14 protein-coding genes and 1 other annotated feature are annotated in these 14,879 nt (G+C 40.4%); of the genes, 13 read left to right on the top strand and 1 reads right to left on the bottom strand.

What is annotated here, in order from left to right; all coding sequences use genetic code 11:
• Window positions 1-56 precede the first annotated feature (56 nt).
• From OCF96_RS01710 to OCF96_RS01680, 7 genes are all read left to right on the top strand, one after another.
• Entirely contained in the window at window positions 57-1,781 is a 1,725-nt protein-coding gene (locus OCF96_RS01710) for an ABC transporter ATP-binding protein (protein ID WP_261445495.1), read from the top strand.
• Window position 1,782: 1 nt separating this feature from the next.
• Window positions 1,783-3,531 carry an ABC transporter ATP-binding protein gene (locus OCF96_RS01705; RefSeq protein ID WP_261445491.1) on the top strand — a complete coding sequence of 583 codons (1,749 nt, stop codon included), beginning with the start codon at window positions 1,783-1,785 and terminating at the stop codon, window positions 3,529-3,531.
• A gap of 113 nt (window positions 3,532-3,644) precedes the next feature.
• Entirely contained in the window at window positions 3,645-4,904 is a 1,260-nt protein-coding gene (locus OCF96_RS01700; RefSeq protein WP_261445488.1) for a TRZ/ATZ family protein, read from the top strand.
• A 74-nt stretch (window positions 4,905-4,978) separates the two neighbouring features.
• Window positions 4,979-5,114 (top strand) — a sequence feature (ribosomal protein L10 leader region).
• 38 nt (window positions 5,115-5,152) lie between these two features.
• The gene (gene rplJ, locus OCF96_RS01695) at window positions 5,153-5,653 is read left to right on the top strand and encodes a 50S ribosomal protein L10 (protein ID WP_001287277.1); all 501 of its coding nucleotides are present in this window, start codon (window positions 5,153-5,155) and stop codon (window positions 5,651-5,653) included.
• Window positions 5,654-5,725: 72 nt separating this feature from the next.
• Window positions 5,726-6,094, top strand: a complete 369-nt coding sequence (gene rplL, locus OCF96_RS01690; RefSeq protein WP_001196965.1) for a 50S ribosomal protein L7/L12 — start codon at window positions 5,726-5,728, stop codon at window positions 6,092-6,094.
• A gap of 279 nt (window positions 6,095-6,373) precedes the next feature.
• Window positions 6,374-7,378 (top strand): NADP-dependent oxidoreductase, encoded by a 1,005-nt coding sequence (locus OCF96_RS01685; RefSeq protein ID WP_261445486.1) that lies wholly within the window; start codon window positions 6,374-6,376, stop codon window positions 7,376-7,378.
• A 16-nt stretch (window positions 7,379-7,394) separates the two neighbouring features.
• Entirely contained in the window at window positions 7,395-8,039 is a 645-nt protein-coding gene (locus tag OCF96_RS01680; protein ID WP_020901488.1) for a TetR/AcrR family transcriptional regulator, read from the top strand.
• A 93-nt stretch (window positions 8,040-8,132) separates the two neighbouring features.
• Here OCF96_RS01680 and gdhA read toward each other — a convergent pair whose 3' ends face one another.
• The gene (gene gdhA / locus OCF96_RS01675) at window positions 8,133-9,479 is read right to left on the bottom strand and encodes an NADP-specific glutamate dehydrogenase (RefSeq protein WP_050108763.1); all 1,347 of its coding nucleotides are present in this window, start codon (window positions 9,477-9,479) and stop codon (window positions 8,133-8,135) included.
• Window positions 9,480-9,723: 244 nt separating this feature from the next.
• Here gdhA and OCF96_RS01670 point away from each other — a divergent pair, with 244 nt between their 5' ends.
• The 6 genes from OCF96_RS01670 to OCF96_RS01645 all read left to right on the top strand — a co-directional run bounded on the left by OCF96_RS01670 (window position 9,724) and on the right by OCF96_RS01645 (window position 14,879).
• Complete coding sequence (locus tag OCF96_RS01670) at window positions 9,724-10,659, top strand: dihydroorotate oxidase (protein WP_261445479.1); 936 nt, start codon at window positions 9,724-9,726, stop codon at window positions 10,657-10,659.
• 32 nt (window positions 10,660-10,691) lie between these two features.
• Window positions 10,692-11,729, top strand: coding sequence for a DNA polymerase III subunit delta (holA, locus tag OCF96_RS01665; RefSeq protein ID WP_261445473.1), 1,038 nt, complete (start codon window positions 10,692-10,694; stop codon window positions 11,727-11,729).
• 270 nt (window positions 11,730-11,999) lie between these two features.
• Window positions 12,000-12,605, top strand: coding sequence for a superoxide dismutase SodA (sodA, locus tag OCF96_RS01660; protein ID WP_000974733.1), 606 nt, complete (start codon window positions 12,000-12,002; stop codon window positions 12,603-12,605).
• Window positions 12,606-12,760: 155 nt separating this feature from the next.
• On the top strand, window positions 12,761-13,291 hold the full coding sequence (locus tag OCF96_RS01655; RefSeq protein WP_261445469.1) for a YutD family protein: 531 nt from the start codon (window positions 12,761-12,763) through the stop codon (window positions 13,289-13,291).
• Between the two features lie 20 nt (window positions 13,292-13,311).
• Entirely contained in the window at window positions 13,312-14,397 is a 1,086-nt protein-coding gene (rlmN, locus tag OCF96_RS01650) for a dual-specificity RNA methyltransferase RlmN (protein ID WP_261445462.1), read from the top strand.
• Window positions 14,397-14,879: a VanZ family protein gene (locus tag OCF96_RS01645; protein WP_261445459.1), complete on the top strand. Its 483-nt coding sequence runs from the start codon at window positions 14,397-14,399 to the stop codon at window positions 14,877-14,879. The genes rlmN and OCF96_RS01645 overlap by 1 nt, the downstream gene beginning before the upstream one ends.

The following is a 14,879-nucleotide window of genomic DNA, read 5'->3' as shown; positions in this document are numbered from 1 at the left end:
GAGAGGGTGGGTACTTCCCACTTTCTTCATTTCTAGAATACGAATAGAAGGGATTTATGAAACACCTATTATCTTACTTCAAACCTTACATCAAGGAATCAATTTTAGCACCCTTGTTCAAGCTACTTGAAGCTGTGTTTGAGCTCTTAGTTCCTATGGTGATTGCTGGGATTGTTGACCAATCATTGCCCCAGAGGGATCAAGGTCATCTCTGGATGCAGATTGGCCTGCTCCTTATCTTTGCAGTGATTGGCGTTTTAGTGGCCTTAATAGCCCAGTTCTACTCAGCTAAGGCCGCGGTTGGATTTGCCAAAGGACTGACAGATGATTTCTATCGTCATATTCTTTCCTTGCCTAAGGACAGCAGAGACCGTTTGACAACTTCTAGCTTGGTCACTCGCTTGACTTCGGACACTTACCAGATTCAGACTGGTATCAATCAATTCCTGCGTCTCTTTTTGCGAGCGCCTATTATCGTTTTTGGTGCCATTTTTATGGCTTATCGCATCTCAGCTGAGCTGACTTTCTGGTTCTTGGTCATGGTTGTCATTTTGACCATTGTTATTGTAGGGCTCTCTAGACTGATTAATCCTCTCTACAGTGTTCTCAGAAAGAAAACGGACCAACTGGTTCAAGAAACGCGCCAGCAATTACAAGGTATGCGGGTTATTCGTGCTTTTGGACAAGAAAAACGAGAGTTACAGATTTTTCAAACCCTTAACAAAGTCTATGCAAGTTTACAAGAAAAGACGGGTTTCTGGTCCAGTTTATTAACACCCCTGACCTATCTGATTGTAAATGGAACTCTCCTAGTCATTATCTGGCAAGGCTATATTTCTATTCAAGGAGGATTGCTAAGTCAAGGTACTCTCATTGCACTTATCAACTATCTCCTACAGATTTTGGTGGAATTGGTCAAGCTCGCCATGCTGATAAATTCTCTCAACCAGTCCTACATCTCAGCCAAGCGAATCGAGGAAGTCTTTGCTGAGGCTCCAGAAGATATCCATTCAGAATTAGAACAAAAGCAAGCTACCAGTAATCAGGTTTTACAAGTCCAAGAATTGACCTTTACCTATCCTGATGCGGCCCAGCCTTCTTTGAGAGACATTTCCTTTGATATGCAGCAAAGGCAAATCCTTGGTATCATTGGGGGAACAGGTTCTGGTAAATCAAGTTTGGTGCAACTCATCCTTGGACTTTATCCAGCAGACAAGGGGAGCATTGACCTTTATCGAGATGGATCTAGTCCTAGTAATTTAGAGGAGTGGCGGTCTTGGATTGCCTATGTGCCCCAAAAAGTCGAACTCTTTAAAGGAACCATTCGTTCCAACTTGACTCTAGGTTTACATCAAGAAGTAAGAGACCAAGAACTCTGGCAGGCCTTGGAAATTGCGCAAGCAAAGGATTTTGTCAGTGAAAAGGAAGGACTCTTGGATGCCATAGTTGAGGCAGGAGGGCGAAATTTCTCGGGCGGTCAAAAACAAAGGCTGTCCATCGCACGAGCAGTTTTGCGCCAGACTCCGTTTCTCATCCTAGATGATGCGACCTCAGCACTGGACACTATTACTGAGTCTAAGCTCTTGAAAGCTATCCGAGAAAACCTGCCAAATACAAGTTTAATCTTGATTTCTCAACGGACTTCGACGCTTCAGATGGCAGACAAGATTCTCCTCTTGGAAAAAGGGGAGCTCCTAGCTATCGGCAAGCACGAGGACTTGATGAAATCCAGTCAAGTCTATCGAGAAATCAATGCATCCCAACATGGAAAGGAGGACTAGCATGAGACGACAAACTGCAAACCAGACGCTCAAACGTTTGGCCAAAGATTTAGCAAGCCATCCTTTCCTCCTTTTCTTAGCCTTTCTAGGAATTATTGCTCAGGTTGGTTTATCAATCTACCTACCTATCTTGATTGGGCAGGTCATCGACCAAGTCCTAGTGACGGGCTCTTCACCAGTTTTTTGGCAGATTTTTCTCCAAATGATCTTGGTGGTCATAGGAAATACCCTTGTACAGTGGGTCAATCCTCTTCTCTATAATCGCCTAATCTTCTCTTATACCAGAGACTTGCGAGAGCGAATCATACATAAGCTTCATCGGTTACCGATTGCTTTTGTGGATCGTCAAGGAAGTGGAGAGATGGTCAGTCGTGTGACCACAGACATCGAGCAGTTAGCAGCTGGTTTGACCATGATATTTAACCAATTTTTTATTGGTGTCTTGATGATTTTAGTCAGCATTCTAGCCATGATTCAAATTCATCTCCTCATGACTCTTTTGGTCTTGCTGTTGACGCCACTGTCTATGGTAATTTCACGCTTTATTGCCAAGAGATCCTATCATCTCTTCCAGAAGCAAACAGAGACGAGGGGGATTCAGACACAATTAATTGAAGAATCGTTGAGCCAGCAGACCATTATCCAGTCCTTTAATGCTCAGGAAGAGTTTATCCAAAGGCTGCACGAGGCTAATGCCAATTATGCAGGTTATTCTCAGTCAGCTATCTTTTATTCTTCAACAGTTAATCCTTCGACTCGCTTTGTAAATGCGCTCATTTATGCGCTTCTAGCTGGAGTGGGAGCTTATCGTATAATGATAGGCTCTACCTTGACTATCGGGCGTTTAGTGACTTTTTTGAATTATGTCCAACAGTACACTAAGCCCTTTAACGATATTTCCTCAGTTCTAGCCGAATTGCAAAGTGCTCTTGCTTGCGCAGAGCGTGTCTATGCTGTCTTAGATAGCACTGAGCTGGCTGAAACTGGTAAGGAAGTCTTGACCAGTGACCAAGTTAAAGGAGCTATTTCCTTTAAACATGTCTCTTTTGGTTACCATCCTGAAAAGATTTTGATTAAGGATTTATCTATTGATATTCCAGCTGGTAGCAAGGTGGCTATTGTTGGTCCGACAGGTGCTGGAAAATCAACCCTTATCAATCTCCTCATGCGTTTTTATCCCATTAACTCGGGAGATATCTTGCTGGATGGGAAATCCATTTACAACTATACCCGAGCGTCATTGAGACAGCAGTTTGGCATGGTGCTCCAAGAAACCTGGCTCAAGCAAGGAACTATTCATGATAATATTGCCTTTGGAAATCCTGAAGCCAGTCGGGAACAAGTGATTGCTGCTGCAAAAGCAGCTAATGCAGACTTTTTCATCCAACAGTTGCCACAGGGATACGATACCAAGTTGGAAAATGCGGGAGAATCTCTCTCTGTTGGTCAAGCTCAGCTCTTGACCATCGCCCGAGTCTTTCTAGCTATCCCTAAGATTCTTATCTTAGACGAGGCGACTTCTTCCATCGATACGCGGACAGAAGTGCTGGTACAGGATGCCTTTGCTAAACTCATGAAGGGGCGCACAAGTTTTATCATCGCCCACCGCTTGTCAACCATTCAGGATGCGGATTTGATTCTAGTCTTAGTGGATGGTGACATCGTGGAATACGGTAACCATCAGAAACTCATGGCTAGAAAGGGCAAGTATTACCAAATGCAGCAAGCTGCCGCTTTTAGCTCTGAATAATCCTTTCTACTTTTAAATCTTATGGACAAAAAAAGTTGCCTTTGGGTGACTTTTTTGTTACAATAGCTAGAAAAATTGTTCACTGTAATTGTCTTTTAGAAAAGGAGCCTAGAATGAAAGTCTTTCAGCATGTAAATATCGTGACTTGTGACAAAGATTTCCATGTTTATCTAGATGGAATCTTAGCCGTTAAGGATTCTCAAATCGTCTATGTTGGTCAAGAACAGTCAGAGATTTTAGAGCAAGCTGAGCAGATTATAGACTATCAGGGAGCCTGGATTATGCCTGGTTTGGTTAATTGCCACACACATTCTGCTATGACAGGCTTGCGAGGAATTCGAGATGATAGCAATCTCCATGAATGGCTTAATGACTATATCTGGCCAGCAGAAGCAGGATTTACTCCAGACATGACTACCAAAGCGGTTAAAGAAGCTATGATAGAGATGCTCCAGTCGGGAACAACAACCTTTAACGATATGTATAATCCCAATGGTGTGGATATTGAACGGATTTATAAGGCAGTGAAAACTTCCAAGATGCGTTGTTATTTCTCACCGACTCTTTTTTCTTCAGAGGCAGAGACAACTGCTGAGACCATAAGCAGAACTCGAGCAATCATTGAGGAAATTATTGGATATAAAAATCCAAATTTCAAGGTGATGGTAGCCCCACATTCTCCCTACAGCTGTGATAGAGACTTGCTGGAAGAAAGTTTAGACATGGCAAAAGAGCTTGCTATTCCAATCCATATCCACGTGGCGGAGACCAAGGAGGAGTCAGGAATTATCCTGAAACGATACGGCAAACGCCCCCTCGCCTTTCTTGAAGAACTGGGTTACTTAGATCATCCGTCTGTCTTTGCTCACGGGGTCGAATTAAACGAGAGAGAAATTGAACGCTTGGCAACTTCTCAAGTGTCTATTGCCCACAATCCTATCAGTAACCTCAAATTGGCATCAGGGATTGCTCCAATCATCCAACTTCAAAAAGCAGGAGTGGCTGTGGGAATTGCGACAGATTCGGTTGCTTCCAATAACAATCTAGATATGTTTGAGGAAGGACGGACTGCAGCCCTTCTTCAGAAGATGAAAAGTGGGGATGCCAGCCAATTCCCTATCGAAACAGCTCTCAAAGCTCTAACGATAGAAGGTGCTAAGGTTCTTGGAATGGACGAACAGATAGGAAGTTTGGAAGTCGGCAAGCAAGCAGATTTTCTGGTCATCCAACCACAAGGGAAAATCCATCTTCAACCCCAAGAAAATATGCTCTCTCACCTAGTTTATGCTGTCAAGTCCAGTGATGTAGATGATGTCTATATTGCCGGAGAACCAGTAGTTAAGCAAGGTCAAGTTCTGACAGTAGAACTTTAAAAGAAAAATTACAAAAAATTTTAAAAAAGTTTGCAAAAATCTTGCATTCTTTTTTTAACTATGCTATACTTATATACGGTTTGAAAAAACTGCCTAAGACAGTAGGGGAGCTCGACTCATAAGTATCCTACCGAGGACAAAACGTATCATGTAAAAAGAAGCGTATTGTACTTTCGTGTCTAGGTTTGGGCGCGTTTTTCTTTTGGAAAAATTCCCCAAGCAAAATAATAACGGAGGTGAACACACTAATGAGTGAAGCAATTATTGCTAAAAAAGCGGAACTAGTTGACGTAGTAGCTGAAAAAATGAAAGCTGCTGCATCTATCGTCGTTGTAGACGCTCGTGGTTTGACAGTTGAGCAAGATACAGTTCTTCGTCGTGAGCTTCGTGGAAGCGAAGTTGAGTATAAAGTTATTAAAAACTCAATCTTGCGTCGTGCAGCTGAAAAAGCTGGTCTTGAAGATCTTGCATCTGTATTTGTTGGACCATCTGCAGTAGCATTTTCTAACGAAGATGTTATCGCACCAGCGAAAATCTTGAACGACTTTTCTAAAAACGCTGAAGCACTTGAAATCAAAGGTGGTGCAATCGAAGGCGCTGTCGCATCTAAAGAAGAGATTCTTGCTCTTGCAACTCTTCCAAACCGCGAAGGACTTCTTTCTATGCTCCTTTCTGTACTTCAAGCGCCAGTGCGCAATGTTGCTCTTGCAGTCAAAGCGGTTGCAGACAACAAAGAAGACGCAGCTTAATCTTAAGCTACGCAGCGTAGCCTAGCTACGAAAATATATTATAAATTTAAAACATATTTGGAGGAAATAACAATGGCATTGAACATTGAAAACATTATTGCTGAAATTAAAGAAGCTTCAATCCTTGAATTGAACGACCTTGTAAAAGCTATCGAAGAAGAATTTGGTGTAACTGCAGCTGCTCCTGTAGCTGTTGCTGCAGCTGGTGCTGCTGACGCTGGTGCTGCTAAAGATTCATTCGACGTTGAATTGACATCTGCAGGCGACAAAAAAGTTGGCGTTATCAAAGTTGTACGTGAAATCACAGGTCTTGGTCTTAAAGAAGCTAAAGAACTTGTTGACGGTGCACCAGCACTTGTTAAAGAAGGCGTTGCAACTGCAGAAGCTGAAGAAATCAAAGCTAAATTGGAAGAAGCTGGAGCTTCAGTTACTCTTAAATAATAGAGCGACTACATTAGTAGCTTAAAAACATGATTAAACCGCTATTCTTAGGACTAGCGGTTTTTATTTTTATGTGCCAGGGGGCAAAAAAGGTAAAGGAATCTTTAAAAGTGAGGAGAGTTAGATTGAAAGAATCATATTGGTAAATCGAAATGATGGATATTTGTATCATGTCATAAATCGTTATCAAACGATAATATTGATTTTCTTACAAATTAAGAGTATAATTTATAAAAATGAGTGTTCACTCAATTTTTGTGAAATTAAGGAGTAAAGAAAATGGTTGTTGAAGCAATAGAGTACAGTCGTTTCGGTAACGAAGAGGTCTTGGATTTGCTAAAGATCGACTCTACAGCCTTGGATGTAAATCAGGTGAGAGTAGAAGTTCATGCTGTTGGTTTAAATCCTATTGATTATAAAACTTTTGAGGGAGCGAAACCCCTTCGATTTCTATCTTTTATAACGAAATTAAGGAAACCAAGTCGTTGGTTTGAATCTAAATCATCTTTATTTCCAAAAGGTGTGGGGAGAGATTTTTCTGGAGTTATTACAGAAGTTGGAAATGAAGTAAGTAGGTTTTCAGTAGGAGATAAGGTGTTTGGAACAATGATTAGCGATCCTGGTTTGGGAACTAAGAGGGGAGCTTTAGCAACAGAAATTTGTGTCAATGAATCAGAAATTGTATTGAAACCAGAGATGATCGACATGACTCACGCAGCTACTATGGGAGTAGCTGCTCTAACTGTAGGTGGGGCTTTTAGAAGAATCGGTTTAAATTCAAGAGATACAGTTGTTATTTCAGCTGCAGCAGGAGGTATTGGAAGTATTGCAGTACAGTATGCAGTTGCTAAGGGGGCGACAGTGATTGGAATAGCAAGTAAGAAAAATGCAGAGTATCTGAAGTCTTTAGGTGCCATACCAGTAAGTTACGAAGAGAATATCAAGAAGGCTCTTCTATCAGCTAGTCCAACGCCTATTACAAAATTTTTGGATTGTTATGGATCTGATTATGTTAGATTGGCTTTTAGTTTAGGCTTGAAAGGGACAGCTATTGGAACATTAGTACCTTCGCCCTATGTTATGATAAAAGGTGCTCAGTTTACTGGTCCGAGACATTCCACATATGATGATTTTAGCACTTTAGCTGAAATGGTCTCAGACGGGAAGGTTCAGCTGAAAATTGATCAAGTGTATGACTTTTCTCTAAAGTCGGTTAGAGAAGCCTATCGTAGTCTGAAAATGGGACACAGTCGAGGCAAAAAAGTCGTAAAAGTAAGAGAGTAGAAGAGAGGTGCTAGCGATGGAAAGTTTAGAACAAAAGTATGCTCAGACGTTAGAAGTTAGCAACTTGAGCTTGAAACAACGTCGAGTGTTATTATCAAGCTTAAAATTATTCTCAGAAATTGGATTTGAGAATACAACGTCCAGCCTTATTGCCGAACGCGCTGGAGTGTCAGAAGGAACTGTTTTTAGTTACTTTAAAACAAAGGAAGGTATTTTAGAAGCCATTTTATCTACTTTTCTAGAACAGGTTATTCCAGAAGTAATTGCGGATTTCTCAGAAAAAAAATTCACAGTAGATCAAGAAACTTTTCCCTTCTTTTTAAAAAGTATTGTTCGAGATAGGCTCTTTTTCATTCAGGAGAATCAAATGCATGTTAAAATTCTCTTGGGGCGTTCTTTTATTGATAAAAATCTTTCTATCCAGTTAGGAAATATTATTGTTCAATCTATAATAGAACCAATTAGCCCGGTTTTAAATCAATTTAAAGAAAAAGGACTTATTCTAAATTGGTCAAATGAAAGAATTGTTCGATACATTTTAGCATTGAGTTTTTCTTATCTTATTCCCATGATGTTGAATGATGAAGGAACTATAAACATAGATGAAGCAGTTGATGAGATTGTTGAATGTTTGTCATCTGCCCTAATGAAAGTAAAATAAATTTAGATGTTAAAACTCACTGTTAATGGTGAGTTTTTTGAATTCAACATAAAAATCCCCAATCGTAGTGATTGAGGATTGAGCAAATAACTCTTAAACAATACCTTGGGCAATCATAGCGTTTGCTACATTTTCAAAGGCAGCAATGTTTGCTCCTGCAAGGTAGTCTTTATCAAGACCGTATGTTTCTGAAGTCGTTTTAGCTGTGTTAAAGATGTTTGTCATAATGTCTTTGAGACGTCCATCAACTTCTTCACGAGTCCATGAGAGGCGAAGACTATTTTGGCTCATTTCAAGAGCTGAAACGGCTACACCACCAGCGTTGGCAGCTTTGGCAGGTCCGTAGAAGATACCATTTTCTTTGTAAACTTTGATAGCATCAAGGTCGCTTGGCATGTTGGCACCTTCAGATACACAGATAACGCCTTGAGCAACCAAACGTTTAGCTGCTTCACCGTTGATTTCGTTTTGAGTCGCACATGGAAGAGCGATGTCATAGTTTCCAGCATAAGTCCATACAGAACCTTCATGATAAGTAGCAGTTGCTTTCTCAGCTGCATACTCAGTCAAACGAGCGCGACGTTTTTCTTTAACATCGACCAAAAGATCGAAGTCGATACCATTTTCATCGATGACATAACCATTCGAATCAGATACAGAGATAACAGTTGCACCAAGTTCAGTTGCTTTTTGAAGAGCGTATTGAGCAACGTTACCAGAACCTGAAATGACCACTTTCTTACCAGCGAAGCTGTTACCGTTGGCTTTAAGCATTTCTTCAGTATAGTAAACCAAACCGTAACCAGTTGCTTCTGGACGAATCAAGCTACCACCAAACCCAAGAGGTTTACCAGTCAAGACACCAGCATCAAATTGGTTAAGGCGTTTGTATTGACCGTAAAGGTAACCAATCTCACGTCCACCAACACCGATATCACCAGCAGGTACGTCTAGTGATGGTCCGATGTGTTTTTGCAACTCAGTCATGAAGCTTTGGCAGAAGCGCATCACTTCAGCATCTGTTTTACCTTTAGGATCGAAGTCTGATCCACCTTTACCTCCACCGATAGGAAGTCCAGTCAAGACGTTTTTAAAGATTTGTTCAAATCCGAGGAATTTCAAGATCCCTTGGTTTACAGTTGGGTGGAAACGAAGTCCGCCTTTGTATGGTCCAACAGCTGAGTTGAATTGAACACGGTAGCCACGGTTTACTTGAATTTTTCCATCACGGTCAACCCAAGGAACACGGAAAGAAATCACGCGTTCTGGCTCAGTAATACGTGCCAAGATATTTTCTTCGATATACTCAGGGTGTTTTTCAAATACAGGTTCTAAAGTGTTGAAAAATTCTTCAACAGCTTGGAGGAACTCAGCCTCGTGCCCGTTACGAGCTTTTACAGTTTCAAACACGCTTTGGATATATTCTTTAGCAGATGTCATATCGTTCTCCTTAAATTCTAATTTAATTATGTGTGTCATTATAGCAGAAATTTTTTTAACTGTAAAGAGAAAAACAAAAATTTTCTAAAAATTCTTTCAATTTGATTTTTGGGATTGTTTGAAATTGGAATTTTTTGAAATTGGATAAAAAACGAACGTTTTTCTTATAAATGACTTTCTTAAAGAGAAAAGCTGAAAATATGGTATAATATTAGCAATAAAAGGAATCTGGAGGATCAGAATCATGGTATCAACGAAAACACAAATAGCTGGCTTTGAGTTTGATAATTGCTTGATGAATGCAGCGGGTGTGGCTTGTATGACGATAGAGGAACTAGAAGGGGTCAAAAACTCAGCAGCAGGTACTTTTGTTACGAAGACTGCGACCTTGGACTTTCGTCAGGGGAATACTGAACCACGTTATCAGGATATTCCACTTGGTTCTATCAACTCCATGGGATTACCAAATAATGGCTTAGACTACTATCTGGACTATCTTTTGGACTTGCAGGAAAAAGAGCCAAACCGAACTTTCTTCTTATCTCTAGTCGGCATGTCTCCAGAAGAAACCCATACTATCTTGAAAAAAGTCCAAGAGAGTGAGTTTCGTGGTCTGACTGAGCTAAACCTTTCCTGTCCAAATGTTCCAGGTAAACCTCAGATTGCTTATGATTTTGAGACAACAGACCGGATTTTGGCAGAAGTATTTGACTACTTTACAAAACCTCTTGGAATTAAATTGCCACCATATTTTGACATTGTTCACTTTGACCAAGCGGCAGCTATTTTCAATAAGTACCCGCTCAAGTTTGTCAACTGCGTCAACTCTATCGGAAACGGCCTTTATATAGAAGATGAGTCTGTTGTTATCCGTCCTAAAAATGGTTTTGGGGGCATTGGTGGGGAGTATATTAAACCAACTGCTCTAGCTAATGTTCATGCCTTCTACCAACGCTTAAATCCTCAAATCCAAATCATTGGAACCGGTGGCGTTCTGACTGGTCGTGATGCCTTTGAACATATCCTCTGTGGAGCAAGTATGGTGCAGGTGGGAACAACCCTTCATAAAGAAGGCGTTGGTGCTTTTGACCGCATTACCAATGAACTGAAAACAATCATGGAGGAAAAAGGTTACGAAAGCCTAGAAGATTTCCGTGGGAAATTGCGCTATATTGATTAAATGAACGAAAAAGTTAGAAGAAAGGAGAGAAGATGCTAGCCATTGAAGAAAGTCAGAAGTTGACTTTATCAAATTTACTGAGCCTGAGCCTTTTTACAGGGACAGATCAGGGTCAGTTTGAAGTGATGAAGAGTCAAGTATTGAAACAGATTGGTTATGATTCTGCCGACCTCAACTTTGCCTACTTTGATATGAAAGAAGTAGTATACAAGGATGTGGAACTGGAGTTGGTCAGCCTTCCTTTCTTTGCGGATGAGAAAATCGTAATATTAGATCATTTTGTCGATATCACGACTGCTAAAAAGCGTTTTTTGACAGATGATGAGCTCAAGTCGTTTGAGGAATACCTTGACAATCCTTCACCAACAACCAAGCTGTTAATCTTTGCGGAAGGAAAGCTGGATAGCAAAAGAAGGTTGGTTAAATTACTGAAGCGTGATGCCAAGGTTTTTGATGCAGTAGAAGCCAAAGAACAAGAACTGCGCCAGTATTTCCAAAAGTGGAGTCAGAAACAAGGCCTGCAGTTTACTAATAATTCTTTTGAAAATCTCCTCATCAAGTCGGGTTTTCAATTTAGCGAAATCCAGAAAAATCTCCATTTTTTACAGTCCTATAAGGAAGATTCTGTTATCGAGGAAGAGGATATTGTCAACGCTATTTCCAAGACCTTACAGGACAATATTTTTGATTTAACTCAGTTTATTCTGACTAAAAAGATGGACCAGGCGCGCGATTTGGTTAGAGACTTGACCTTGCAGGGTGAAGATGAAATCAAGTTGATTGCAGTCATGCTAGGACAATTTCGAACTTTTACTCAGGTGAAAATTTTGTCGGAGTCTGGGCAAACAGAATCGCAGATTGCAAGTAGTCTAGGAAGTTTTCTGGGACGCAATCCTAATCCCTATCAAATCAAGTTTGCGCTAAGGGATTCGCGAGGACTTTCCTTGAGCTTTTTAAAGAAAGCTATTTCTTATTTGATTGAGACAGACTATCAGATTAAGACAGGTCTTTATGAAAAAGGTTTCCTTTTTGAAAAGGTACTCTTACAGATTGCTAGTCAGGTCAATTGACATTTTTTTGAAACTAAAACCCGCGTCAGGATTATCTTGTCGTGGGTTTCTTAGTGATTTGCTTATTCTATACTCAATGAAAATCAAAGAGCAAACTAGCCGCAGGCTATACTTGAGTACGGCAAGGCGACGTTGACGCGGTTTGAAGAGATTTTCGAAGAGTATTATTAGAAAGTATTTTAGTGATTTCTTCATCTATAAGCAAAAAACTTGAAAAAAGTGAATGTTTGCGTTATCATTTTCATATAGAAAGAAAAAGAGGTATTACAGATGGCTATTATCTTACCAGATCTTCCATATGCATACGACGCTTTGGAACCATACATCGATGCGGAAACAATGCACTTGCACCATGACAAACACCATCAAACTTATGTCAACAATGCTAATGCAGCTCTTGAAAAACACCCTGAAATCGGTGAAGATCTTGAAGCCTTGCTTGCTGATGTAGAATCTATCCCAGCTGATATCCGTCAAGCGCTTATCAACAATGGTGGTGGACACTTGAACCACGCTCTTTTCTGGGAATTGATGACTCCTGAGAAAACAGCTCCATCAGCAGAACTTGCAGCAGCAATCGATGCAACATTTGGTTCATTTGAAGAATTCCAAGCAGCCTTCACTGCAGCAGCAACAACTCGTTTCGGTTCAGGATGGGCATGGTTGGTGGTCAACAAAGAAGGTAAACTTGAAGTGACTTCAACAGCAAACCAAGACACACCAATCTCAGAAGGTAAAAAACCAATCTTGGGCTTGGACGTTTGGGAACATGCTTACTACGTGAAATATCGCAACGTGCGTCCTGACTACATCAAAGCTTTCTTCTCAGTGATCAACTGGAACAAAGTAGATGAATTGTACGCAGCAGCTAAATAATGATAGTTGGAGGGAAGAATTGTTCTTCTCTTTTTAAGGTTATAGATTCTGGTCTGACAAAATCGTCAGACTTTTTTCATTTTTATGAGAAACGTGCTAACTGCTAGAAATTATGGTAGAATAAAGTATTAAGTAATCGTGGAAAAAGGATATCTATGCGAAAAGAAATTGCACCTGAATTATACAACTATAACAAATTTCCTGGTCCTGAGTTCCATTTACACGGGGACAAGGTCGAAACGGAAGGGATCGCTTTTTCCTTGGTGGAAAATAGCAAAGATGCCTTCAATGTGACGGCTTTTAATCAGCGTTTTTCAGAAGTCTTAACCAAGTTTGATTATATCGTGGGAGATTGGAGTAACGAACAACTTCGCCTACGCGGTTTTTACAAGGATGACCGAACAGAAGAAAAACTTGAAAAAATTAGTCGTTTACAAGACTATCTTTTAGAGTATTGTAGTTATGGTTGTGCCTATTTTGTCCTAGAAAATGAAGCCCCTAAGCGAGCATCATTTGACAAGAAAATGCGTAAGAAGGAAGAAGAACCGTCTTCTAGAAAAGGAAAGAAACCGGCTCAAACCAAACGAAAACCGAATGCAGATAAGAAAAATAGACGTCGTCAGAAAGACCAGCATTCTCAGAAAGAGGATAAGGGACAACGTCATTTTGTCATTCGTCAGAAGTGAGTAGAGAATAAGGAGAAGAAATGAAACCGTCAATTTATAGTTTAACACGTCAAACCATGCAGGAATGGGTTTTGGAGCAGGGAGAAAAGAAATTCCGTGCAAATCAAATCTGGGAATGGCTCTACCGTAAACGTGTCCAGTCATTTGAAGAGATGACCAACCTTTCCAAGGATTTGATTGCTAAGCTTAATGACCAGTTTGTGGTCAATCCCTTGAAACAACGTATCATTCAAGAGTCTGCTGATGGTACGGTCAAATATCTTTTTGAATTGCCTGATGGTATGCTAATTGAGACTGTACTGATGCGTCAGCACTACGGTTTGTCAGTCTGTGTGACCACTCAGGTCGGCTGTAATATCGGTTGTACCTTCTGTGCCTCTGGTTTGATTAAGAAACAACGTGACCTTAATAACGGTGAAATCGTAGCGCAAATCATGCTAGTGCAGAAATACTTTGATGAGCGTGGTCAGGATGAACGCGTCAGCCATATCGTTGTCATGGGTATCGGTGAGCCTTTTGATAACTACAACAATGTCTTGAATTTCGTTCGTACTATCAATGATGATAAAGGAATGGCCATCGGTGCTCGTCACATTACGGTTTCAACCTCAGGTTTGGCCCATAAAATTCGTGATTTTGCTAATGAAGGGGTTCAGGTCAATCTTGCCGTTTCTCTTCACGCACCTAACAATGAATTGCGCTCAAGCATCATGAAAATTAACCGTGCCTTTCCGATTGAAAAACTCTTTGCTGCTATTGAGTACTACATTGAGACAACAAATCGTCGTGTGACCTTTGAGTATATCATGCTCAATGAAGTTAATGACGGTGTAGAACAAGCCTTGGAATTGGCTGAATTGCTCAAGAATATCAAGAAATTGTCTTATGTAAACTTGATTCCTTATAACCCAGTTAGTGAGCATGACCAATATAGCCGTAGTCCCAAAGAGCGTGTCATGGCCTTCTATGATACGCTTAAGAAAAAAGGGGTTAACTGTGTTGTTCGTCAAGAGCATGGTACAGATATTGATGCAGCTTGTGGACAATTGCGCTCTAACACAATGAAACGTGACCGTCAGAAAGCAGTCGCTGCAGTCAATCCTTAATGATGAAGAAAACTTATAATTATATTTTAGTCTGGGGAGTCATTTTCTATAGCATTTGTATCGTCTATTTTTGCTTTACTCCTCAAGAACAATCTCCCGTGGGAGTGGAAACTCCAGGTATTCAGCATCTTGGACGCCTGGTTTTTCTTTTGACTCCTTTCAATTCTCTTTGGAAACTGGGCGAAGTGAGTGATATAGGACAATTATCTTGGATTTTTTTACAAAATATCCTTAATATTTTCTTACTTTTTCCTCTGATGTTCCAACTCCTTTATCTCCTTCCAAACTTGCGGAAAACAAAAAAGCTCCTTCTTTTTAGTTTTCTAGTGAGTTTTGGAATCGAGTGTACGCAGTTAGTATTGGACTTTTTCTTTGATTTTAATCGCGTCTTTGAAATTGATGATTTGTGGACCAATACCTTAGGTGGCTATCTGGCTTGGCTCCTCTATAAACAATTACATAAAAACAAGATAAGGAATTAA

Source organism: Streptococcus mitis (genome assembly GCF_946190065.1).
In the GTDB taxonomy this organism is placed as follows: domain Bacteria; phylum Bacillota; class Bacilli; order Lactobacillales; family Streptococcaceae; genus Streptococcus; species Streptococcus mitis_DE.
This window is presented reverse-complemented; position numbering and strand designations above follow the sequence as displayed.